General features: G+C 56.9%; 24 protein-coding genes. 8 read left to right on the plus strand and 16 right to left on the minus strand.

Annotation, left to right across the window (positions count from 1 at the left end):
• The first annotated feature begins 3 nt into the window (after positions 1–3).
• Positions 4–501 (plus strand): mannose-1-phosphate guanylyltransferase, encoded by a 498-nt coding sequence (locus OQ460_RS16505; protein ID WP_410018478.1) that lies wholly within the window; start codon positions 4–6, stop codon positions 499–501.
• 73 nt (positions 502–574) lie between these two features.
• Here the strand turns inward: OQ460_RS16505 and OQ460_RS16510 are convergent, their stop codons facing one another.
• The 8 genes from OQ460_RS16510 to OQ460_RS16545 are packed head-to-tail and all read right to left on the minus strand — an operon-like array spanning position 575 to position 10,074.
• Entirely contained in the window at positions 575–1,741 is a 1,167-nt protein-coding gene (locus OQ460_RS16510) for an SGNH/GDSL hydrolase family protein (protein WP_410018479.1), read from the minus strand.
• A 27-nt stretch (positions 1,742–1,768) separates the two neighbouring features.
• Positions 1,769–2,803: an acyltransferase family protein gene (locus tag OQ460_RS16515; protein WP_410018480.1), complete on the minus strand. Its 1,035-nt coding sequence runs from the start codon at positions 2,801–2,803 to the stop codon at positions 1,769–1,771.
• A 12-nt stretch (positions 2,804–2,815) separates the two neighbouring features.
• Positions 2,816–3,919, minus strand: coding sequence for a hypothetical protein (locus OQ460_RS16520; protein ID WP_410018481.1), 1,104 nt, complete (start codon positions 3,917–3,919; stop codon positions 2,816–2,818).
• Positions 3,919–5,139, minus strand: a complete 1,221-nt coding sequence (locus tag OQ460_RS16525) for a phosphoribosylaminoimidazole carboxylase (protein WP_410018482.1) — start codon at positions 5,137–5,139, stop codon at positions 3,919–3,921. Before OQ460_RS16525 ends, OQ460_RS16520 begins: the two co-directional genes overlap by 1 nt.
• Positions 5,136–6,248, minus strand: a complete 1,113-nt coding sequence (locus OQ460_RS16530) for a polysaccharide pyruvyl transferase family protein (RefSeq protein ID WP_410018483.1) — start codon at positions 6,246–6,248, stop codon at positions 5,136–5,138. The genes OQ460_RS16525 and OQ460_RS16530 overlap by 4 nt, the downstream gene beginning before the upstream one ends.
• Positions 6,245–7,345 carry a glycosyltransferase gene (locus OQ460_RS16535; RefSeq protein WP_410018484.1) on the minus strand — a complete coding sequence of 367 codons (1,101 nt, stop codon included), beginning with the start codon at positions 7,343–7,345 and terminating at the stop codon, positions 6,245–6,247. The genes OQ460_RS16530 and OQ460_RS16535 overlap by 4 nt, the downstream gene beginning before the upstream one ends.
• Before the next feature lie 38 nt (positions 7,346–7,383).
• On the minus strand, positions 7,384–9,594 hold the full coding sequence (locus OQ460_RS16540; RefSeq protein ID WP_410018485.1) for a polysaccharide biosynthesis tyrosine autokinase: 2,211 nt from the start codon (positions 9,592–9,594) through the stop codon (positions 7,384–7,386).
• A gap of 39 nt (positions 9,595–9,633) precedes the next feature.
• Entirely contained in the window at positions 9,634–10,074 is a 441-nt protein-coding gene (locus OQ460_RS16545; RefSeq protein WP_410018486.1) for a low molecular weight protein-tyrosine-phosphatase, read from the minus strand.
• A 301-nt stretch (positions 10,075–10,375) separates the two neighbouring features.
• Here OQ460_RS16545 and OQ460_RS16550 point away from each other — a divergent pair, with 301 nt between their 5' ends.
• Together OQ460_RS16550 and tal are read left to right on the plus strand one after the other, a co-directional pair.
• Positions 10,376–11,338, plus strand: coding sequence for a glycosyl hydrolase family 5 (locus tag OQ460_RS16550; protein WP_410018487.1), 963 nt, complete (start codon positions 10,376–10,378; stop codon positions 11,336–11,338).
• Between the two features lie 216 nt (positions 11,339–11,554).
• Entirely contained in the window at positions 11,555–12,481 is a 927-nt protein-coding gene (gene tal, locus OQ460_RS16555; protein WP_410018488.1) for a transaldolase, read from the plus strand.
• 109 nt (positions 12,482–12,590) lie between these two features.
• On the opposite strand, the gene rssC is transcribed toward tal, so the two are convergent.
• The 3 genes from rssC to OQ460_RS16570 all read right to left on the minus strand — a co-directional run bounded on the left by rssC (position 12,591) and on the right by OQ460_RS16570 (position 15,399).
• Positions 12,591–13,073: an anti-sigma factor antagonist RssC gene (rssC, locus tag OQ460_RS16560; protein ID WP_010566476.1), complete on the minus strand. Its 483-nt coding sequence runs from the start codon at positions 13,071–13,073 to the stop codon at positions 12,591–12,593.
• Positions 13,073–14,254, minus strand: a complete 1,182-nt coding sequence (rssB, locus tag OQ460_RS16565) for a two-component system response regulator RssB (protein ID WP_410018489.1) — start codon at positions 14,252–14,254, stop codon at positions 13,073–13,075. The genes rssC and rssB overlap by 1 nt, the downstream gene beginning before the upstream one ends.
• A gap of 458 nt (positions 14,255–14,712) precedes the next feature.
• On the minus strand, positions 14,713–15,399 hold the full coding sequence (locus OQ460_RS16570) for an MlaA family lipoprotein (RefSeq protein WP_410018490.1): 687 nt from the start codon (positions 15,397–15,399) through the stop codon (positions 14,713–14,715).
• A 229-nt stretch (positions 15,400–15,628) separates the two neighbouring features.
• Between OQ460_RS16570 and OQ460_RS16575 the strand changes: the two genes are divergently transcribed.
• From OQ460_RS16575 to OQ460_RS16585, 3 genes are all read left to right on the plus strand, one after another.
• Entirely contained in the window at positions 15,629–16,804 is a 1,176-nt protein-coding gene (locus OQ460_RS16575) for an integrase core domain-containing protein (protein WP_410017906.1), read from the plus strand.
• A 98-nt stretch (positions 16,805–16,902) separates the two neighbouring features.
• Positions 16,903–17,514 (plus strand): HAD family phosphatase, encoded by a 612-nt coding sequence (locus tag OQ460_RS16580; RefSeq protein WP_410018491.1) that lies wholly within the window; start codon positions 16,903–16,905, stop codon positions 17,512–17,514.
• Between the two features lie 110 nt (positions 17,515–17,624).
• A complete protein-coding gene (locus OQ460_RS16585) occupies positions 17,625–17,891 on the plus strand; it encodes a DUF4404 family protein (protein WP_410018492.1) in 267 nt (88 codons plus the stop codon).
• A 78-nt stretch (positions 17,892–17,969) separates the two neighbouring features.
• Here the strand turns inward: OQ460_RS16585 and queF are convergent, their stop codons facing one another.
• Entirely contained in the window at positions 17,970–18,800 is an 831-nt protein-coding gene (gene queF / locus OQ460_RS16590; protein ID WP_410018493.1) for an NADPH-dependent 7-cyano-7-deazaguanine reductase QueF, read from the minus strand.
• A 69-nt stretch (positions 18,801–18,869) separates the two neighbouring features.
• A complete protein-coding gene (locus OQ460_RS16595; protein WP_410018494.1) occupies positions 18,870–19,394 on the minus strand; it encodes a cupredoxin domain-containing protein in 525 nt (174 codons plus the stop codon).
• A 156-nt stretch (positions 19,395–19,550) separates the two neighbouring features.
• Here OQ460_RS16595 and OQ460_RS16600 point away from each other — a divergent pair, with 156 nt between their 5' ends.
• Positions 19,551–20,231 (plus strand): heavy metal response regulator transcription factor, encoded by a 681-nt coding sequence (locus tag OQ460_RS16600; protein ID WP_410018495.1) that lies wholly within the window; start codon positions 19,551–19,553, stop codon positions 20,229–20,231.
• The gene (locus OQ460_RS16605; RefSeq protein WP_410018496.1) at positions 20,228–21,586 is read left to right on the plus strand and encodes a heavy metal sensor histidine kinase; all 1,359 of its coding nucleotides are present in this window, start codon (positions 20,228–20,230) and stop codon (positions 21,584–21,586) included. Before OQ460_RS16600 ends, OQ460_RS16605 begins: the two co-directional genes overlap by 4 nt.
• A gap of 155 nt (positions 21,587–21,741) precedes the next feature.
• On the opposite strand, the gene sixA is transcribed toward OQ460_RS16605, so the two are convergent.
• Genes sixA through OQ460_RS16620 form a run of 3 tightly spaced genes read right to left on the minus strand, consistent with a single transcriptional unit; the run spans position 21,742 to position 23,571 of the window.
• On the minus strand, positions 21,742–22,191 hold the full coding sequence (sixA, locus tag OQ460_RS16610; protein WP_410018497.1) for a phosphohistidine phosphatase SixA: 450 nt from the start codon (positions 22,189–22,191) through the stop codon (positions 21,742–21,744).
• Entirely contained in the window at positions 22,188–22,535 is a 348-nt protein-coding gene (locus OQ460_RS16615) for a DUF4389 domain-containing protein (RefSeq protein WP_410018498.1), read from the minus strand. The genes sixA and OQ460_RS16615 overlap by 4 nt, the downstream gene beginning before the upstream one ends.
• A gap of 10 nt (positions 22,536–22,545) precedes the next feature.
• A complete protein-coding gene (locus OQ460_RS16620) occupies positions 22,546–23,571 on the minus strand; it encodes an NAD(P)H-dependent glycerol-3-phosphate dehydrogenase (RefSeq protein ID WP_410018499.1) in 1,026 nt (341 codons plus the stop codon).
• Positions 23,572–23,611: the final 40 nt, after the last annotated feature.

Consider the following 23,611-nt stretch of genomic DNA (forward strand, 5'->3'; position numbering starts at 1 on the left):
ACTATGAACATTGCAAAACGCGCGGCAGATATTGAACTGAAGATGGGCAACGTCGGGGTGATGGCGTGGGCGTCACTGTATCCGTCGTTGCCCTCCCCCATTGGCGCCTGGTTGGGCGCCACATTGATGGTTGAACGGATAGGGCTGTTCCCCTCCTCCGGGGAGATCCGTCGACCGGTTCTCAACCCCGACGCCCTGCTCTCACATCTGAAATCGCTGTATGGCCAGCAAGCGCTGGATATCGACGAGCGCGACGGGCTTAAAGTCATTTTCAGCGATTGGCGATTCCGGGCGCGTATCCACGGCAGCGATCCCGCCATCGTCATCACGGTGGAGACCCGCTGCGACCAGCAGTTGATGCCCCTCAAGACCGCAGAACTGTTGAGCCAGTTGGAGCGCTTCGAGAAAGGCATGTTTGGCTTGAGCGCGCCCCTTAACCCTCTCCCCGGAGGGGAGATTGAAGATTTGCGGCAGCATGAAGGTAGCGCTTTGAATCCATGATCGACTCGGTTCGGCAGGCCGCGAATTTTCTCGGCACACTTCGGCCAGTTCCCTCGCCCCTCTGGGGAGAGAGTTAGGGTGAGGGGGGGTTCGCGCCACAGTTATCCTGCGGCGAAACCGCAGCATTCCCACCGACAATCAGGCGATAGATGTAATCCGCGATCACCCGCCCTCCCGAGCCCGGGATCGGGTGAATGCTGTCGGGGCCGATCATCGGGGTGGGCCCGTTCTTGGCGTAGCGCTTGAAGTCGGGACCGAATGCACACTGCATGTCCGCGTACCCTAGGTGTTCGGCATGCGCCCAAGGCACCAGGACCTGCGCGTAAGCCGACATCGGATAAGCACTCGAGCGTGTAGTGTCCTGGCGCAGGATCAGGTTGATGCTCGCCGCGGGCTGAATCTCGCGCACCATTCGCACCAGGCCTTGAATGTTCTGCAGGTACTGTTGCGGTTTCACGCCAACCCCCTGGTCATTGCCACCCAACATGATCAGGTAAATGTCTGCAGGAATCTTTGACACCACCGCTTTCCACTGGGTCTGCCACTGGCTATCGCTGTTGTAGAAATCTGCAGATGCTGCGCCGGAAGCCGCGAGCTTGGACACCCTGGCTCCCCCCTGCTGATTGCCCAACCAAAGGCCGAACAACGTTGGCGCGCCTTTGACCACCTCGAGCCGGAACGCCCACTTGGCCGTATCAGGCACTTCAGGCACAGATACCTCCTGGACGCCTGTGCCACCGAGCTTCAACACATGCCAGGTATCCGATGCCGCCCAGCGGTAGCGCACCTCGTTGGTTTCTCCGTTCCCCAAGTAGAGTAATTTCGCCTGGTCCATGGACGTATCAACGGCAGCTGTGGGGCTGGCATCTATTTGCAGATAAGCACCGGGCCGGCCCTTGATGGTGCGACTGTCGGGGCTCGCCTGGCCAAGGCGGGACACCGTCCAATCGCCGCCGAAATACTTTCCGCTGCTTCGCGTGTATTTGTAGTGTGTACCGCCAAGCGCCGCGCCGTGGTTGAACCCGACGTAGCCCGGCCCGGCAAAGCCCGCCACTTTAGTAAGCCGCTGGACAAGCTTGTTCAGATAAAAATCCTGTCCGGCACTGTAGCTGTCGCCGATCACCGAGATGGCCAGCACCTTCCCTGACTTTCCTGCGCGCCAGTGCTCGAACCGTGCGCGAGCATCACCGACTTCGATCACCGAAGCCGGTGCGGGACGCACGTCATCGATTGCGAACATGCACCACCTCCCTTATCTGGGTCGTCATCAGGATTGCGGTAGCGTAACAGCGGCCGGTGTTTTTTTACGGGCCGCGCGCTCCCCCAGAAACAACGTGGAGGTGAGGGCGAAGCGGCTGAAAATGCTCGACAGCACTACCGGCCCCAGCAGGCCACAGACCAGGCCGCTGAGTACCAGGGCGCCTTCATTGCTGACACCCAGGCGACCCAGCACGAGCCGGGAAGTGGCAGCAAACAGCACATGAAACAGGAAAATCCCGTAGGAATATCCGCCGAGCCAGATCAGCCATTGCGCCCGCATGTTGCTCGACAGCAGGGCCACGCAAGACACGCATCCCACCAGCAACCCAACCAGGCCTCGGCGATCGACAATCAACTCGCGGTCCATCGCCGCCACATACACCAGCGCCACTGATATCAAAACAAATACCAGCGGCCCGATGACCTTGAGCGATTGCCTTATCGCGTTGACCTTTTCATGGCCAATCATCCCCATCACAAAAAACGGCAGCAGATAGATCGCACCGTTGATGCCAAAAGCATCGACTGCAAAGGGTGGCAGCAGAAACACCACTGCCGCGAACGCCAGCAACAGATACAAGCGCCTCACTGTGTGCAACAGGCCCCGCCATTCCAGTAGGCCGACAAACATGAAAATGATGAACACTGCCTGTAAAAACCAGAAGTGATTGACCGGCACATAGAACGACAGCAACGCACTGGCCAGATCCACCTCCTTGTTCACCCCGGGTCCGACCGCCTGCAACACCGAGAACGGAATACCCACGCAAAACAACGGCACGATCAATCGTCTGACCTTGCCGAAAAAGTAAGCAGAAAAGTCATTGCCTCTGATTTTGTAGATGGAATAGATGTAGCCCGAAATAAAGGTGAACAACGGCATGCGCACATACACCATGGAGTCGGCGAGCACCCGCAAAGGCGAACCCAGGTCTATTTTCAAGCCACCGCCCAAAGGGCCTATCACGTGATAAAGCACCAGCAACAGGCAGGCCAAACCCCGCAGGGTCTCGATCTCCAGCGACTTATTCTTGCTCGACATAAAGCACAAGCCTCAGTTCAGGATTCTTGATTCAACCGACTCAGGTTTCCTGGCGCGCATCTGCAACCCCAGGCCGAGGAACAGCACCGGCACTACCATGGAAAAGTGTCGGGCGAAGGAACCGAAGTCTGGCTCGAATAAACCTTGCACCAGCAAAAAGGACAGGGGAATGGCGATCAGTTCCTTGACCTTGGTTTCGATACGTACGCCCTTGTAGTCGCTGGACGTGATCATTTTGAACATCAGCAACGAGGTCATCATCATCAGCACCACAAAGATGACCTGGCCTGGGCCTGAGAGCAGGATCAACTCCACGGGAAACGACAGGCGGAAAAAGATCATCATCGAATCAAGCGCCTGCGACACGAAGTCACCGCCGCTGAGCCAGGACACAATCAACGACTTCGACCCCTCCTCGCCCGCCGTGCGCAGCTCATTGTTGCTGGCACGAATCGACGACACCGAATAACCGGCCACCAGCTGAATGGCCGTGGCGATTGCCAGGTAGAACACAAACAACATCAGGAAAAAGGTCAGGCGAGACACGTGCTTTTTCATGAAGCTCACGCCGACCCAGACCAGCGAAAACAATATCCAGTAAGGCCGGATCAACACGCCGTAGATCAGCGCCGTGAAGAAAAATCCTCCGCGGTAGCGCCTGGAAAACGCGAACAGCAAAATGGAAATCATCGCTACCGAGACAATGATTTCCTTGGTCAGGTTTTCCAAGAAAAACGAGCGCACCACCCCCCACAAGCACAGGGTGAGGAAAATTGTCAGGGGCATGCGCCTGAAGATAAACACCGGGATTGCCGTCAGGAACAAATTGCACGCCATCCCGTAGGCCCAGGCATTGGTCAGGTCAATACCAGTGGGTCGTAGTAGATATGCCGAGCACTCGTAGGAGGACCTGTCTGGTGAGAAGGGATTCCAGAAGTTGCAGTTGTCCGCACGCGCGTACGACGACCACAACGTCATGGCATCAGGGCCCGGATCCCGGTGCATCAAAAGCGGCATGGCAACAGAAAGAAACAGGCCACTGAACAGAATCAGAAACGAGAGCGACGAGTCGAGTTTTCTGCCGCGAAACTCGATGGAAGGCAGCCTCAATCCCATTACACGGTCACCTTCGCTCGAGAAAACCGGGTCAGCAAGACAATGGCGCCGAGCTGTACGGTGATCGAAAAGACATTCCCCCAGGCAGCACCATAAATAGAGTGATGCTTGATCAGCACATAACTGACCGGCAGGGAAACCAACAGGCAAATGAGCGCGCTCATGAGTGACAGTCGACTGTTTTTCGAGGCGATAAGACCGCCCCAGACGATGTCGCCGACGGCACGCAGGGCGAAGGAAAAAATCAGCACGCCAAGGATGGCGTTATCCGGACGCGGCACCGCCGTACCGACATAATCAAGCGCGACATTGAAGAACAGATAGATCATCAACGCCACAACGCCGGACACCAGCAGAGAGCGCATCACCCACTGGTTCATGAACAATTGCCGGACGGTCAGCGCTTGCCGGTCGTTCTGATAGCGCTTGGCAAGTGCCGGGATGCCCACTACCGCAACCACCGCGTAGGAAAGCGCTTGCAAGGTATTGGCTGCGGACCAGGCGTAGACGTACTTGCCCAGACTCGCATAGGGCTCGATGTCGAGAATCAGGAAGCGCTCGGTGTATTGGCTCAGCGCGATCAAGCCCGTGCCCAGATAAAACGGCAACCCGGCCTTCCAGACCGAGGCCGTGGTGAGGGTACCTGTCGCCCGCTCGTGGTGAACGTTCACCACAATCAGGTAACCGGCAACAATCACCAGCACATTGGCCGCCACCCACAACCACAGCACGCTGGCAATACTGGATACCCAGCCCAGCAACAACCCGCCCAACGCCAGCAGCGCCCAAAGCCCGGTTTTGATAAAGAATAGAATCGCGCCCCAGGTGGATTTCTGGGCAGAGAACACAAACGAATTTATTTCAAAAGACAGATGCTCGGTGAGCAGCAAAAGTGCCACACAAGCGATCAGCGCGGCACTCGCCTCGACCTCCTGGAACAACGAATAGACCGCCACCGTCGCCACCGACAACACGATTCCCACGGCCAGGTACAGCAGCAGGACCTTATCCACGACCCATCGCGAACTGTCACCGACGCTGATCAGCCGATTGATTTCGGAACTGAACCCGACGCTGTAAAACTTCGACGCAATCAAAGACGCGGCCATCACCACGCCGTAAAAACCCAACGCTTCATATCCCAGATAGTGGGTGATGGCCAACACCAGCAAAAATTTCGCGCCTAAAGCTCCGCCCCGGAGCAATAGCCGAAATATCATCGAACGATTCCCTTGATGATGCCGTCCATGACCAACGTCTTGGCTTCGATCTCCTTGCAGGTATCCGTCAACTGTTTGCCAAATCGGGACAATGCATTCGGTGCGTACACCGTGTCGATAATGGTGTCGACATTGATATCGCCGCCATTGATCACCCAATCTTCCACACCCATGTCCTGATAGGCGCCAAAGCCCTTGCGCTCATAGCTGATGTGGTACGCAGGCACGCCTGCCAGCAGCGATTCGATAGCACCGTGCAACCTGACGGAAATGACCACGTCTGGCTGATATTTGGCGAGGGTCGCCTTGAGTGACAGCAGCTCTTCGGTAATGCCCAGTTCTCGATAGAACGCACCGTCGTCGTTGCCGCGCACAGCACTTTGCACCGCGCAGACCACCTTGCTCTTGTTCTTCAGCCGCTGTAACAGGCGTTTCAGGTTAGCCACGTAAGCGACTTTCTTTTCCTTGCTCCACGCCGGCGGTTTGCGCAGCACCACACACACCACGGCAGGCGAAGACGCACAACGGGTGAACTTGGGCTGCAGGAGAATCTTGCTGGCCAATGCCTGCACGGCCAGGTCAGGTGCGCGGTAGACATTTTCATGGGCCGCGAAAATCTGCGATGACCTGTTGTCCCGGACAAAAACCGCGTTGGCATTGGCGTAATGCCCGACGATCTTGCTGCTTTCACCGTGGAAGGGACCGATGCTTTGCGGCAGGTACACCGACGGTACTTTGCTGAGAATCGCCGTTTCCAGTTGCTTGGCATGCCCCAGCTTCAATTTGATATGTTCAAACGCGCTTTTGGAGCGCATGTAGCCGCCGCCTACGCCGACAATCAAGTCACTGGAACGCAGGAGGTCCGCAAGGCCGGTGTAGGACTGATCAAGAAACAGCGCTTGCTTGACCCGTCCCATTCCCTTGGCGGCCATCACCGGTGCATCAAAGCGCTTGTAGGGCAAGTAACTGAATGACTGCGGGTCTGAGGCCACCACGTTGATTGAGGTGTCCGCGCCAAAATTTCGCAGCACCAGGGCGATAGCCAAATCCACAAGAAGGCCATCACCGGAGTTGGAGGCGCTGTAGCCATGCAAAATAGTTACGTTCATGAGCTGAGTTCTACTTGATAAGAGGGAGCGGAATACACGTCGTAGGTTTGCCTGATCATTAACGAGGCACTGAATCGCTCGCGGACTATCTTGCGGCCTTCGGCACCGAGTGCCAGCAACCCGGGCTTCTCGATATTCGCCAACAACTCGGTCAGAGCCTGGTGGTCACCCGTGGGGAAGATGTAGCCGGTCACACCATGGGTGACCAACTCGGGCAAAGACGTGCAGTCACTGGCAATCACCGGCAGCCCCATGGCCATGCCTTCCAGAGGCACCATGGCAAAGCCCTCCCAGCGACTGGGGACTATCAGCACATCTGCGGCCTGATAAAGCGCGCTCACTTCGGCCGGCGTCACCCACGGCACATACTCGACCGCATCTATCACCGGTCGGTCGACCGCATCTTCGATGACCGCACTGCCAACGACGGTCAGTTTCAGATCAGTGCGTCGCACCTCGGCAAACGCCTTGAGCAACACGTCAAAGCCCTTCTGATAGTCGAGCCGACCCACAAAAAGCAGATGGACAGGCCCTTGCTCATTGCTCGCAGGCACATCGTCCTTGTGGTGGATACCGTTGTAGATCAAGGTCATGCGATGGCGATCAATGCCAAACGTCGCGGCGGTGTCCAGCTCGTATTGGCTGACGCAAATGATCACATCCGTGACTTTCTGCAACAGCCGCTCAATCAGCGAATAGACTTTCTGTTTGGCCGGCGAACTTTCCATCAGAAACGAAAAGGCATGGGGGCAGTAAATAATCCTCGGCGAACGCCACGGCTTCAGGAGCAGGCACACACAACGACCAATGACTCCGGAAAAGGTGCTGTGCAAGTGAACCACATGAGGTTTTTCCTTGAAAATCACACGGGCCAGACTCCAGGCAAATCGCAGCAGCGACAGTACATCTCGCTTGGTTCTGACGAAGGTTCTGATCTGTTGCTCATCAATGCCCTGCAACTCTTTTTTCTGGTCGAGCGGGATCAGATACACCAGCTCATAGTTCGAAGCTTCGCCTTGAGGTGGCGCCGATATCGTACGAATTACGGTGGCCACTCCACCTTTGATCGTTTCGGCCACGTGCAGTACTTTTTTCACAATCCACCCTTTCCATGCAGGTAATCAGCAACGTCGAATCAAGATTTGTCGGACGCATACTCGTAGTTGTAACCGCCCTCGCCGTAATAGCTCGCTGCGCGTTTCTGGACACCATTGAACACCGCGCCCTTCAACTGAATACCGTTCTGGGCGAATCGACGAATCGTCAATTCGATCTCTTTGGCAGGGTTCACACCGAAGCGGGTAACGATCAAACTGATCGCCGTCTCACGCCCGACAATGGCGGCATCCGTCACCGCCAGGAGCGGTGGGGTGTCGATGATCACCACGTCATACAAGTCGCTGAGTTGTGCCAGCAACTCACGGAAGTTCACATGCATCAACAGTTCCGAGGGGTTAGGTGGGACCTGCCCGCGACTGATGAAATGCAGGTTTTCAATCTCGGTTTGATGGATGCCCTGCTCGATGCTGCAGCGCTTGACCAATAGGTCTGACAAACCATTGGCGATGGGTATATTGAGCGTCTTGTGCAAATGCCCCTTGCGCATATCGGCATCGATCAACACCACCCGCTGCCCGCTTTGCGCCATGACTGCCGCGAGGTTGGAAGACACGAAGGTTTTACCGACCTGCGGGCTTGGGCCGGAAATCATGATCCGGTTGTTGGTCGAATCCAGTCCCGCAAAGTGCAAGCAAGTACGCAGACTGCGGATCGACTCGATAGACAGGTCTGTCGGATTGCTTGAGGCCAACAAAAAAGCCTGCCTGCGAAAGTCGTCGCCCAAGCGGTTTTTTTTACTGTCCTCTTCCTGTTGCAGCGCGCTGTAGGGAATCGACGCATACACCGGCAACCCAAGCTGCTCGATGGCTTCAGGCCCCTCCAGGCCTCGACTCAAGGATTTGCGCAGAAGCACCAGGGCGACGCCGAAAAACGCTCCGAGGAACGTCGCAATCAGAACAATCAGGGCTTTGCGCGGTTTGACCGGCGTGGTGTTGTCGACATCGGCGGTGTCGATCAGGCGAACATTACCCACGGCCCCGGCCCTGACAATGTCCAGTTCCTGGGACTTGTTCAGCAACTGCGTGTAGATCTGCGACGCCACTTCCACATCACGGGTCAGGTTCAGCAACTCCTGCTGCGTGGCAGGCAGATCTTGAACCTTGTTCTCCAGGCTCTGCTGCTGGCGAGTCAGTTCACCGATCTGTGTCATCAAGGCGCGATAGACCGGGTGCTGTTTGGTGAACTTGCGATCAAGCTCCGCCTGTTGCAGCTTCAAGTCCGAAATACGCGTATCCAGGCCGACAATCTGCTCCAGCACCGATTGGGTTTCGAGAGAAATATTGACGGTCTTGCCGCGGGTTTGATAACCGTTGAGTGCATCGCTGGCCTTGATCAGGTCGCTCTTGACCTGCGGCAACTGGGCCTGCAGGAAGTCCAGGCTTTGCGCCGCCTCGGCCGACGTGCGCTCCACGTTTTGCTGCACATACAACGTGGAGATTCTATTGAGGATCTTCACCGCCTGGGCATAGTCAGTGCTGGCCAGCGCCAGCCGGATGATGCCCGACTCCTTGCCTTGCTCGGAAACATCCAGCGCCTCCTGATAATCAAGGATGGTGACGATGCGCGGTTTGCGCACCACTTCAAAACGGGTGCCAGGATTGGCCGCCATCGTGGCGATCAGCCCCTCGATGCCATTTTGCGCAAACCCTTCACCGACGCTGCCGTCCACCAACAGGTTGTCGTTGTCATCAAAAATCTGGAATCGATGCTGTTCGGCGGCAACCAGCGTGAGCTTCTTGCCCAACAATTCTTCCGGCAGATTGAGTTGTGCGATGTCCAGGTGCTCGCCGCCCCAGGCGTAGCTGTTCAAGCCCAAACGCGGCGCGGCGACGGCACCGCCCTTATAACGTCGGGCAAGAAAACCGCCAATGACCGGGAAGCTGTTGGGCGTGACTTCGATATCAAGGTGCAGGTCGTCGACGGTTTTGCCTATCACCGCTCGAGACTTGATGATGCCGATCTCGGTCACCGACGGAGACTGTCCAGTGAGCATGCTGTTGAGATCAGAGAAACCAAGCATGTCGCTCTTTTTTGGTTCGACCTGAACCAAAGCGTTTGCCAGATATACGGGTGTCGACAAAACCGCATAGGCAACGCCGCTCACCATAAATACGCCGGTGCACGCGGCTATTAACCATTTACGATCAATTAAACTGCCTAATATACCGAGCAGATCAATATCATCTCGCTCATTGTCTCGGGTGCCGACTACTGACGGTAACTGCATAAGTGGATTCTTACCATTTACTGATCTGAAAATTATTCGTCAATGCCCGAGGCGCTGCGCCCATGAGCAAACAGCATCTTCAATCAATGCATGGGCATGAATAAAAGCGGCTGTTCCTTGACGATAGGGATCCTGTATTTCTCGATCACTTTGCCACTTGCCGAGAAGAAACACTTTGCCCCTGGCGTGCGATGCAATCTTCAGCACTTGTTTTACATGCTCTTTTTCCATGACCAGAATCAGGTCTGATGCATTAACGATGTCCGGGGTAATTTGCCGTGCTATAAACGCTTGCGCACTGTGCCCACGGTCCTCCAGAACCTGGCGTGCCGCAGGCTCCATGGCTTCGCCAACGCGAGCGCAAAGGCCCGCAGAAGTGACCTTGATGGCCGTGGATGCCAGCGCATTACGCAGCAATAGTTCTGCGGTAGGACTTCGGCAAATGTTGCCTACGCAGACAACAAGGATATTTCTGAACAAGGCAACGCTTCCCGTGTCATGTCGAATCAACCAATACGTAGCGGGGGTTTGAGTGAACCTGCAGGTTCATTTCGCACTCAGAAACGAATCAGCCTTGTAAATACAAGCGTATTTAGTACCACGTCACCTAAAAACCACCCAACTAGAATAACCGGACCAAAAATAACGCCACTTTTCTAACATTCACTGCCCGACAAAAAATAACATTCATGCACTTCACAACCTTCTGACCTCCTCGAATTAATAACATCAGACAATCAACCATCGTTGTTATGCGCAGCTCGACTTGAGGAACCCCGATATGAACTCATCCCCTTTTAAACGACTTGCCGTTTCGACACTGCTGATGCTCACTGCAGCCAGCCAGGCGCATGCCAGCGAACTGTTCCCTGCCCTGGCGGCCAGCAAGACCATCGGTGTACAGGTCAAGATCCAGAACTTCACCGCCACCGATGCCAGGCAGATCAAGGAGACCGGGTTTGGATTCGTGCGTTTTGGCGTATGGACGAACAACCTGGGCGGCTCGGGGTATCAAAAACAGATCAGCGATGCGTTCGCCGCTGCCAAGTCTGCCCAGTTGCCGGTGCTGATGACCGTTCGCTCAACCAAGGCGCTGACGACCATATCCGGCAACACGGGCGAGCTTACCGCCGCGGGAGAACAGTTCGCCGATTCTGTGTTTGCCCTGGAACAGTCCTATAGCCCGCAACTGGTGGCCATTGAAATCTGGAACGAGCCGGACCTGGAAAAATACTGGCCAACCCGCGACTTCGATAAGACCTTTGTTCCGTTCATGAGCGCTGTGTGCCAGTCGTTGGAACAAAAAGCACTCACGACACCGCTGATCGGCTTTGGCTTCGCCAAGGCGCCGAGCGCAGGGAGTGCTGCCACAACGGCGCTGCACAAGTTGGTCAGTGATTACCCCAAATGCCTGAGCGCGATCGCCTATCACCCCTATGGTATGTCGGCTGCTCAGATCGAGAACGCCCAGGCATTCATTCAGCGTAACTTTCATCTGCCGGGGGTCATCAGCGAATGGGGCGTGCCATCGCTCAGTTCCAACGGTGGGATCCAGGCACAAGCCAGCAAAATCGGTGCGTTCATTACCGATGTAAAAAAACTGAATATCCCGCTGACGTCCCTTTATGAGTGGAAGAACAGTGATTCGGGCGGGAATGACCGGGAACGCAATTTCGGCCTGCTGACATCCGAAGGTCAGTCCAAGCCGGCGGGAACCGCCGCCAGGGCTCTGATCGATCAGTAGAATGCATGCGATAGCGGGGCCCTGCGCCGAAACATCAACAGTCAGTTGCTTTGAACCTGTGCCCCGATTTGGCATCGTATTTACCGATACCGGGCCCGACCATTCAAACATCCGTATTGCAGATGTTGCTGCACAGGCCCTCGACACGCACATGCGCCCTTGAGTGGCTCTCGGCCCTCGGGTAATGTCATCAGACCCACAGGACAGAGCACGCCCATGACTTCCAAGCTGGAACAACTCAAGCAATTCACCACTGTCGTTGCCGACACCGGCGATTTTGAAGCTATCGCTCGCGTTAAACCGCAAGATGCAACCACCAACCCTTCCCTGCTGCTCAAGGCGGCATCGATTGCCGGTTACGCCAAGCTGCTGGACGCGTGCGTCACAGACTGCAACGGTGATGTGGGCCTGGCCAGCGACCGTTTTGCGGTGGCTGTCGGTCAAGAGATCCTTAAAGTGGTTCCCGGACGCATCTCCACCGAAGTGGATGCACGCCTTTCGTTCGATACTGACGCCGTGCTCAAGCGTGCGCACCGCCTGATCGACCTGTACGAAAAAGCCGGCATTGGCCGCGACCGCGTACTGATCAAGATTGCCTCCACCTGGGAAGGCATCCGTGCCGCCGAGCAGCTGGAAAAAGAAGGTATCCAGACCAACCTGACCCTGCTGTTCTCCTTCGCTCAGGCCGTGGCTTGCGCTGAAGCGGGCGTGTTCCTGATTTCGCCGTTCGTAGGCCGCATCTACGACTGGTACAAAAAATCCAGCGGCAACGACTACACCGGCACCGATGATCCGGGCGTGCAGTCGGTAACGCGCATCTACAACTACTACAAGGCTAATGGCTACAAGACCGTGGTGATGGGTGCGAGCTTCCGTAACCTGAGTCAGATCGAAGAATTGGCCGGCTGCGACCGCCTGACCATCAGTCCGGATTTGCTGGAGAAACTGGCAGCCGACAACGGCAAGCTGGAACGTAAGCTGTCGCCGGGCCACGCGGGCGAAGCGCGTGTGCATATGAGCGAAGCGCAGTTCCGCTGGGAATCCAACGAGGATGCGATGGCGACCGAGAAGCTGGCCGAAGGTATTCGTCAGTTTGCTCGTGACCAGGAGAAGCTCGAGGCTCTGCTGGCTGCCAAGCTGTAAGGCAGGCGACGACAAAAAGGGCGGTACCTGTGAGGGTACCGCCCTTTTTTGTGCTGGAACGTCGTGATGAAGGGGCTGGCCCTATCGCGAGCAAGCTCGCTCCCACAGGTCAGTGGCGTTCGAGGGCATTGACCAGGTCGTGGAAGGCTTCGCGATTGGACTCGTTAAGGCCCATGAGGATCTTGTGCGCTTCGAGCACCTTGATCCGCACCACTTCCTCGGACTGGTCCTGGGATGGCAGGTCGGTCAGGCATTCCGGGCATGGGATCGGACGGTCAACGATGTTGAACACCTGGTCAAATCCCATCGACTGCAGCAGTCGCGTGATGTCTTCATGGGTGGTCACGACGGTCGGCAGCAGTCCGACCTTCTGCCGCGACAGAATGGACAACTTGGCCAACAAACCAAGGGTAGTGCTGTCGATGCTGCGGGTTTCGGTCAGATCGATCACGATCGCCGAGAAGTTCAAGGCAGTGAAAATCCGCTCAATCGTTGCATCCAGCGCCGAACACAGGGTCAGGCGCACTTCACCAACAAATTTCAGGACGAAAGTCCCGTCTTGCTCGGCGAACTGGATTCTTCCGGTACTCATCAAAGATTCCTGCTCAACACCAATAGGGCGATATCATCCGGCATCTCCCCTAGCGTGGCCAATCCAAAAACCTGCCGCAGGCCATCCAGGCTGCCGCCCGCCGACCTGACCCGTTGGGGTAAGGCGGCTTCTTTCTCTTTGAGTGTAGGCTCTGGCAAAAGGTCCAGAATGCCGTCGGACATCAGTGTCAGGCTGAAAGTCGGCGGCAGCTCCAGAATGTGATCTTCGTAGGTGGCTTCATTGAACAAGCCGACCGGCAAACCACGCCCCTCCAGGTAACGCACACTGTCTGGCGTGTACAAGACCGGCAATGGCAGGTGACCGCCAATGCTGTAGGTCAAAAGACCGGTTTCTTCATCGATCACGCCGCCTACCATGGTCACGTGCTTACCCAGTTTGCAACTGATCAGGCCACGGTTGATGTGGCCCAGCACTTGCGAAGGTGTGAACTCGGGCAAGGTGCCGTTGCGCTTGGACTCAAACAACAGTCGCGTGGTCATGAATTTCAACAGCACGGTGACAAATGCCGAAGACGCACCGTGCCCGGAGACATCGGCGAGATAAAACGCAACCCGCCGCTCGTCCACCCTAAAATAGTCGACAAAATCACCCGACAGATACAGCGACGGGATGATCTGGTGGGCAAAATGAAAATCGTCGATGGCCCAGGGACTGACCGGCAGCATGTTCATCTGCACCTGGCGACCGGCGTTCTGGTCTTCCTGGAGCAGGTTCAGGCTGGCTTCCAATTCACGGTTGGCGGTTTCCAGCTTCTCGCGGTAGCGCTGGTTTTCCACCAGCAGCCGCGCACGATCCAACGCCCGGCGCACCGAGTGCTCCAGCACAGCCAAGTCTTCAAGGGGCTTGATCAGGTAATCGGCAGCGCCCAGGCGCAGGGCTTCCACGGCGTCGTTCATCACGCCCGCACCGGACACGACAATCACCGGGGTTTGCGGGGCAAGGTCAGTCACATGGCGGATCAGTTCGAGGCCGCCCATCTGAGGCATGCGCAGGTCGCAGATCACCAGGTCTGGCTTGTCGCGCTCGAACACCTGAAGACCCTGGAGACCATTGTTGGCCTGCAGGACGCTGAAGCCACTGTCTTCCAAATAGGCCGCGAGGCTCGCGCGCACTACTTCGTCGTCATCGATTAACAGCAGCGTGGCACTGGTTTTTTGCATGTGGGCAAACGGCGCCAGAATTAGGTTGGCGTAGGCAGCTCGGCAATGGCCTGGCTCACACTACTGGATTCGCTTTCTAGCCTCTCTGTCCTACAAAACATGAGCCTGTTACTCACGCGAAAAGGTAAAACAGAGGTGCCCTTCTAAGGCGCAGACGGTACTCCCATCCGGCAGGGGTTTCAAGCTCATGCCGATGGTCGCCAGGCGTCTTTACCTCGCAAATCACCGCTAGTTATAAGAACGGACGAAACCACAACTCAATGGAAGGATGAAACCTGCTCGGGAAAGCAGGTCCAGGCGCACTATCCGTTCCAGGCAAGCGACAATAAACGTGCGCATCGGGCAGAGGTATGCAAGCCGACACTCAGGCGGACCTGAAAATCCTCAAGATGTACTGAAATCAATGCACACAAAAAAGGCGACCCCGGAGGCCGCCTTTTTCATTCAAGGTATAAACCTTAAAAATCGTCTACAACCTTGCCGTCCTTGACCTTGAACTCGCGGTTCTGCAGGTAGGCATTGCGGATAAAGGTGTATTTGTCGCCGCTGATCATCTTCTCGGCCGACAGCAGGCTGGCGCGGGTATCGACGATGTCCAGGCCCATGGTGCTGTTGCGCCATGGAATGTCATTCATGTAGCGGTACGGTTCGGTGAAACTGTCGACGTATCTGGACGGCGCGTCACGCACGGTGCTTGGGCCCAGCAGCGGCAGCATTACGTAAGGACCGCTGCCCACCCCCCAATAACCAAGTGTCTGGCCGAAGTCTTCGTCACTGCGCTGCAGGCCCATTCTGGTGCCGACATCAATGAAACCCAACACGCCGAACGTGGTGTTGACCAGCAAACGAGCGGTATCGACACCTGCCGCATGGGGCTTGAGTTGCAGTACGTTGTTCGCCAGGTTGCCGACGTCACCGATATTGCGGAAGAAGTTGTGGATACCGTCTTCGACAAACTGCGGCGTAATGAACTGATAGCCCTGCGCCAATGGCTTGAGCGCATAGGTATCAATCGTGTCGTTGAAGGTAAAGATTGGACGGTTGACACTTTCCCATGGATCGTCTTCCGCTGCCTGGGCCGCGAAAGGCACCAGCATGAAGCTGGCACACACCGACAGTTGAGCGAGACACTGGCTCCAGCGCATAGCTTGAACTCCTTGAATGGTTTGTCACGGGCGCTATGCCCTGAATTAGGTCGTCAGTATATGACGGAAGTGTCGAATTAGGCAGCCCGAAGGAAATTTCACTCATAAAATGCACAAAATCCCTACAAACAATAGCGTGGGTATGACTCACCCACATGGGTTACAAATCAGTTCAAGCACATAGGTAACAGTTATTAACTGGCATGGTCGATTTCGCGAGGATCTGACCATGCCCTGGAAAGAGCTGAAACCTATGGACCTCAAAGTGATGTTCATCGCGGCGTATCTGTCTGAAGAGCACAGCTTTAGCCAGCTGTGTCAGGACTATCAGATCAGCCGAAAGACTGGCTATAAGTGGGTCGAACGCTATCAGCTAGAGGGGCCCAGTGGGCTCGATGAGCGTAGTCGGCGCCGGCACAACCAGACCTATGTGGTGCCGCTGGTTGTGAGGCAGGCAATCATTGAGTTTCGCTCTACTGGCGAAACGGTTCCGGGTCCTAAAAAGATTCAGAACGATCTGATGAAACGCTTTCCCGGACAGGATCCGCCTTCTAAAACGACCATCTACAACATCCTTAAGGCAGCGGACCTGATCACGTCTCGACCGTTGCGCCAGCGTGTCGCTGTCTATCCCAAGCCTTTGCGTAGGGCAGAATCGCCTAATCAACTCTTCAGCGCAGATTACAAAGGCCAATTTCTCACCGGAGCGGGTGTCTGGTGTTATCCGCTGACGATCATGGACCATGCCAGTCGCTTCTTGCTTGCCTGCGAGAGCATGGCTAACACCAATCTCAAGGAGACCCAGCAAACCTTCGAGCGCGTCTTTCGGGAGTATGGGATGCCTGAGCGCATCCGAACCGATAATGGCGTGCCGTTTGCGAGCACGGGGCGTGCGGGGTTGTCGCAGTTATCGATCTGGTGGCTACGCCTTGGGATTATTCCTGAGCGAATTGAGCCCGGTCGACCAGATCAAAATGGACGTCATGAGCGTATGCACCGGACATTGAAGAGTACGTTTCCCAAACCGCCGGCCATTGCCTGGGAGGCTCAGCAAAAACACTTTGATCGATTTATGCAGCACTACAATCACGAACGGGGACACGAGGCACTCGGCCAGAAAACCCCGGCGTCCTGCTATACCCCATCAACCCGAGCTTACCCGGAGAAACTACCGGAAATGGGGTATGCGAGCCATGTTGAGTGTTACCTGGCCGATGGTAGCGGAATCATTAATCGAGATGGTCTGCGGATATATGTGGGGAACCTGCTCAGGCATCAAACCATTGGAATGGAGATGATCAAAGACGGGGTATGGAATGTTATCTTCGGTCCGGTGATCCTCGGTCACGTCAATGCCCGGGACGCAAAAAACGGCTATGTTTCAATCAAAGTGTCACCTATGTGAATGCACTTTTTTGTAACCCATGTGGTTGTTCCGTACAGCGTGTCATCTGCCTGTCATCGGGATGCGATAGCGTCATAGCTATTTTCAGGGACGTCGAAATGCCCCACGCGCAAATCCTTACTGACAGCGACCCGTCGTTGACCGCCGTTTTGTTTGGGCTCAGTGGTTGCCTGGTAGACTTCGGTTCCCTGGCCCGCGCCGACACTCTCCCAGGCACCGAAATCCTCGCCACCCCTGGCGCATTGAACATACTGCATGGCCTGGAAGAACAAGGCATTCCCTGTGCCTGGCTCGATGAACTGCCCGCCAGGATTACTAATGCCCTGGCCGCCGGGCTACCGCGCTGGATCAAGGCCACCACCCCCGTCAGCACTCACTGGCCTGCCCCTCACGCCTGCTGGCAAGCCTTGATGGACCTCAACATCGAGTGCCTGGAGGGCTGCGTGCTGGTCAGCGGTGAACCACGACTATTGCAATCAGGGCTCAACGCCGGGCTCTGGACTATCGGCCTGGCGTCATGCGGTTCCTTGTGCGGGCTCTCGCCTGCACAGTGGCAGGCGCTCAGCGAACAGCAGCGCGAGTACAAGCGAGGCAAGGCAACCGTCGCATTGTACGGGCTGGGTGTGCATTCTGTGATCGACCACCTGGGCGAGCTGGACACTTGCCTGGCAGATATCAACCTGCGTCGGCTCAAGGGCGAAAAACCCTGATCAAGATCATGCACAGTGCCGGCGACTGGATTAATCTACAGGTCAGTCCATAGACCTTTATCGTCACGTTGCGGTCTATGCCAATGCCTATCGATAAAAGGAAGAACGCCATGCCTGCCCGCGAAAAACTGCAAGAACAGGTCAACACCCTACGCGAGCAATTGGAACAGGAACCACCGCTGTCGCCGGAAAAACGTGAAGCACTGGAAGCACTGCTTGCCAAATTTGAAGTGCAGCTTGAACTGGAACCAGCCACTCAACCGCCCAGCATCTCCGACGACGTGAACCTGGCAGTAGAACGCTTCGAACTGGATCATCCTGGCATTGCCGCAACCTTGCGCAATATTGTCGTGACCCTGGGCAACATCGGGATCTAACGCAGACCCAAGCCCGACACAAAGTCAAAATGTGGGAGCGGGCAAGCCCGCTCCCACATTTTTGATTTTGGATGAAAACTACTGACGGGCCAGGCGCAAATTCTGGAAGGTCACATCCTCAGTGCTGCGATACGGATTGATATCCAGCCCACCCCGACGCACATACCGCGCATATACCGTCAGCTTCGAAGGCTTCAGCAAGCGCTGCAGATCGAGGAAGATTCGCTCCACACACTGCTCATGAAAGTCCGAGTGCTGGCGAAAGCTCACCAGATACTCCAGCAAACTGGCGTGATCCAAAGCCGCGCCCCGGTATTGCACCGCTACGCTGCCCCAATCCGGCTGGCTGGTGACCGGGCAGTTGGATTTGAGCAAATGACTGTGCACGCTCTCTTCCACCACACGCGAATCATCGCAACGCAGCAGTTCCGGACGCGGGTGCTCATAGTTGCTGACGTTGATATCCAGGTCATCGATGCACACACCGGGCAGGGCAACCACGCCTTCGTTTTCCACTTCAGCAAGGCTGCGAACTCGCACGCCCACCGGCTTGCCGGCCGCCGCGCCCAGGTCGGCACACAGGGTTGCCTCAAGGCTTTGCACATCGGTAAATGGCGTCTGGTTCAACGAGTTAAGGTAGAGCTTGAAAGACTTCGACTCGATGATGTTCGGGGAATCGGCGGGGATACTGAATTCACCGATGGCCACCACCGGCTTGCCCGACGGCAGCAGCCAGGACAATTCAAAGCAGTTCCAGAAATCCACGCCTTTGTAGGGCAGCGTCTCGGCGCTCAGGCCAAGCTCGGCCCACTTGGCCGCGCGCGGAATTGGGAACAGCAACGATGGGGTGTAAGTAGAGATGTATTCGCTGGACTTGCCCAGTGGCGAATGTTCGGCTGCGGGATGCATGACGGAAACCTGGCTAAATATACCCCAGCAGTCTACCAGCCTTTGTTCCCGTCTTTGCGTACCACCTGCCTACTGGTTGACGTTCAGCTTGCCAACCATGCCTGCTTGGTAATGCCCGGGGATGTTACAGGCAAACTCCAACTCACCCGCCTTGCTGAACGTCCAGGTCAACTCTGCGGTTTGACCCGGCGCAACCAATACGCTGTTGGGGTCGTCATGTTTCATACCGCCCATGTCACCGTGCCCCATTGCACTATGGTCCATCTGGCTCATGCCGGTAGTGGTCAACATACCGCTGGCCTGCATCTTGAGCATTTCCTTCTGGTGATCAGCATGCATCGCCGCGTCACCCAGGTTGAACTCGTGAAGCAACTGCCCTTTATTGACCAGCACAAAACGTACAGTTTCACCGGCTTTTACGTCGAGGGACTTGGGTGAGAAGGCAATATCCTCCAGCAGCACTTCTACCGTACGGCTGGCCTTGGCCGCCGGCGCTGCTTGCCCAAAAGCGAAAGTATGCTCCCCCGCAGCCAGCGCCGGAGCGCTTGAAACCAACAGGCAACCTGCCAACCACCAAGACTTGCGCAAAAACATGTTCATCCTCCAAAGATAAGGGCGCCACCTGTGGGAAACTCTAATCATGCGCCGCTGCCAGTCAGCTGACTGCTAGATTACAACTTTGTCAGGTTGCGCCCGTACCCCGGCGCGCAAGGTATAAACCCGCTGTTACCCCGTTGCCACGAGCCACCCATGAAGCTATTGATCGTCGAAGACCAACCGAAAACCGGCCAATATCTGCGCCAGGGCCTGGCCGAAGCCGGGTTCAATACCGAACTGGTGGCCGACGGCACCAGCGGCCAGCATCTGGCGCTGACCGGCAACTATGATCTGTTGATTCTTGATGTGATGCTGCCGGGCCGCGATGGCTGGCAGATCCTCCAGGCAGTGCGCAGTGCCGGCCTGGAGATCCCTGTACTGTTCCTGACCGCAAGAGATGCCGTGGAAGATCGTGTCCACGGCCTGGAGTTGGGAGCAGACGACTATCTGGTCAAGCCTTTCGCCTTTTCCGAACTGTTGGCGCGCGTGCGCAGCCTGTTGCGGCGTGGTAGCAGCGGGTCGCAGGAAACAAGCCTGCAACTGGCTGACTTGCGTCTGGACTTGATCCGTCGACGGGTAGAGCGCAGTGGCCAGCGCATCGACCTCACGGCCAAGGAGTTTGCGCTGCTGGAAATGCTTCTGCGCCGCCAGGGCGAAGTGCTACCCAAGTCACTGATCGCCTCCCAGGTCTGGGACATGAACTTCGACAGCGACACCAACATCATCGAAGTGGCGATCCGCCGCCTGCGCCTGAAAGTCGACGACACGTTCCCCAACAAGCTGATTCACACGGTACGCGGCATGGGCTATGTACTTGAGGAGCGCTTCAGTTGATCAACCGGATTTCCCTCACCAGCCGCCTGGCTCTGTTGTTTGCGGCCTGTACTGCAGTGGTTTCGCTGCTGGCCGGGGTATTGTTCAACCGTGCCAGCGAGGCGCATTTTATCGAGCTGGACCAGCAGTTGCTCGACGGCAAGCTGGTAGCGCTGCGCAGCACTTTGCAGGGTGCAGACACCCTGGCGTTATTTACCCAACGCGAACCGCAACTGCGCGAAGAACTGCGCCGCCAACCGGACCTTACCCTACGGATCACCGCCAAGGATGATCAGCGCTGGCTCGACGGCGCGCCGGGCATTACCTTGCCCCAGGCGCCCGGCCTGCACAGCCTGCAAAACTCGGGGATTGATTACCGACTGTATAACGCACCTCTTACAGCCGGTGACGTCAATTCGCCACAACTGGCGCTGATACTCGACATCACTCATCACCAACACTTCCTGCAACGTATGCAGCACCTGATCTGGCTGACCGTCGGCCTCTCGGCCCTGGCCACCGCGCTGTTGGGCGCCTGGGCCGCGCGCAGTGGCCTGCGCCCCTTGCGCCGGATGAGCGAAATGGCAGCCGGCGTGTCCGCACACTCCCTGACCCAACGCCTGCCCCAAGAGCAAATGCCTGCAGAACTCGCAGAATTGGCCCACGCCTTCAACGCCATGTTCGGCCGCCTGGATGATGCATTCCAGCGTCTCTCGGCGTTTTCCGCCGATATCGCCCACGAGCTGCGCACGCCGCTGTCAAACTTGCTGACCCACACCCAGGTCATCCTCACACAGCCTCGACCGCTGGAAGATTACCGCGAGGCGTTGCACAGCAACCTGGATGAGCTGCAATGGATGGCCCAACTGGTTAACGACATGCTGTACCTGGCCAAGGCCGATCACGGATTGTTGACCCCCAAACGTGACTCATTGGCGCTGGCGGACGAAGCCGACGCATTGCTTGAGTTCTTTGCGCCATTGGCCGAAGACTCTCAGGTCAGGCTGCTGCGCGAAGGCACGGGCCACGTGGTCGGCGACCGCGGCATGTTGCGCCGCGCCCTCTCCAACCTGCTGGATAATGCACTGCGGTTTACACCGCAGGGCGGCAAGGTCAGTATGCGAATTGCCCGAAGTGCCCGGGGCGTGAAACTGAGTGTGGAAAACACCGGGGATGGTATTCCAGAAGCGTTGTTACCGAGGTTGTTCGATCGCTTTTACCGTGCGGACCCAGCGCGCCGTGAAGGCAGCAGTGAACATGCCGGGCTGGGGTTGGCAATCACTCAGTCAATTGTGCGGGCGCACGGTGGGCGGATCTGGTGTGAGTCGGGGATGGGATGGACGAGGTTCGTGATCGAGTTGCCGCAGGGTGAGTGATGCTGGCTGTGCGAGGCTCCCTCATTTTGATCTGTGAACCCGGTCAAAATGTGGGTTTGCTCGCGATGACGGTGGAGCAGTCACTATTAATGTCGACTGTTATACCGTCATCGCGAGCAAGCCCGCTCCCATTTGGCCGAGTACTATCTTGAGGATCAGGGGTTTTTGACGCTATTGAGGCTCATCAATCCCGCCAACGGAAAGTCCCCTTCCAGCTCCGCCAAGCTGGCGGTGTGCATCGGCTGTGGCTGACGCTGATGGCCATGCTGCAGGAAGCTGATCAAGCTACCGACCAATGGCTGATGGCTGACCAGCAGCACATAGTCATCGCTGCCGAGCTTCTCCAGTACCTGCAGTGGATTGCCCTCAGGCGTCAGCCAAGGCGCCGTGCGCACTTCTGGCTCAAACCCCAACACCTCGCGCACCAGTTGTGCGGTTTGCTGGGCTCGTACATAGGGACTGGCGATGATGGCGCTGATGGGCTGCCCCACCAGGTGGGCGGCACTGCGCAAGACCTCACGACGGCCATGCTCAGTGAGGTTACGCTCGGCGTCCGTGCGGGCATGCACCTCGGCCTCACCGTGACGCAATACCCAGATCTTCATGGCTTCGGCTCTTCATCACGTGCCGGCTGCGGTGTTGGCAGCACGCTGTGAGCGCCTTCACCTTCTGGCGCACGTGGCGTTGGCCAGTCAGCGAACGGCCAGGGTTTTTGCTCGGTGTGAAAGCTGCCGAAACGGCCAATCTGCGCGAGGAACTGACTGAGGCTGTCGCCAAAATTCATCAGGCTAAGGTTCGGTGCGCCGTAGATCAGGCGGTGAACCAGTTGCACCACCACCAAGGCACCGAGGAGAAACTGCGCCACTTGCCACACCAGGGCAAACACCAGCATCCACAGGATACGCAAGACAATGGATTCATATTTGGGTGCTGCTTTCGGATCGGTCATCGCACGTTCCTCAATTGAAACCACTGGTGGAGATAAAGTCGACATCGGTTTTCGGCTCGGCCCGCATCAAGGCCTCAATGACCTGATTCAAGGTGCGCCCTTCAAACAGAATCGCATGCAAGCCGGCAACCAGTGGCATATACACACCCACTTCCTGAGCCTTGGCCTTGAGCACCTTAAGCGTGTTGACCCCTTCGGCCACTTCGCCCAGGCGGGTCACGGCGTCCTCCAGACTCAAGCCCTGGCCCAGAGCGAAGCCGACCTGATAGTTGCGGCTTTTCGGTGACGAGCAGGTGACGATCAGGTCGCCCACGCCCGCCAGGCCGAGGAAAGTCATCGGGTTGGCGCCCTGGTTGACCGCAAAACGGGTCATTTCCGCCAAGGCACGAGTGATCAACATGCTCTTGGTGTTTTCCCCCATGCCCAACGCAACCGCCATACCGGCGATGATCGCATAGACGTTCTTGAGCGCACCGCCCAGCTCCACGCCAAAACGGTCGGCACTGGCGTAGACGCGAAAGGTGCGGCCATGCAGCACCTCCTGGACCTGCTCGCACAACGCTTCGTCTTCACTAGCCACTACGGTGGCAGTCAAGGCGTGCTCGGCCACTTCCCGGGCCAGGTTCGGCCCCGAGAGCACACCGATGCGCGCCAAAGGAGCGATCTCCTGCAAAATCTCGCTCATCAGCTTGAACGTCTGGGCCTCGATGCCTTTGGTCAGGCTGACCAGCAACTTGCCTGCCAGACGCTCGGCATGGGGCGCGAGCACCGAACGCAAGGCGCTGGACGGCAACGCAACAAAACTCAAGTCGCAGGCCTCCAGGGTTGCCTGCAAATCCGTGACCGGCGAAACAGCCGGATGAATCTTGATGCCTTTTAGGTAACGGGGGTTTTCCCGATGGACCCGAATGGCCTCGGCCTGTTCGGGATCACGCATCCACTGACGTACCTGATGGCCATTTTCAGCCAGCAGATTAGCCACGGCGGTACCAAAACTTCCGCCTCCCAGGACCGCAATTGGGCGTTGCTCAGTCATATGCAATCCGTTAATCCATACCAGTGGCGATGGCGGCATT

The sequence above is a fragment of the Pseudomonas imrae genome (genome assembly GCF_046352735.2).
Lineage (GTDB): Bacteria > Pseudomonadota > Gammaproteobacteria > Pseudomonadales > Pseudomonadaceae > Aquipseudomonas > Aquipseudomonas imrae.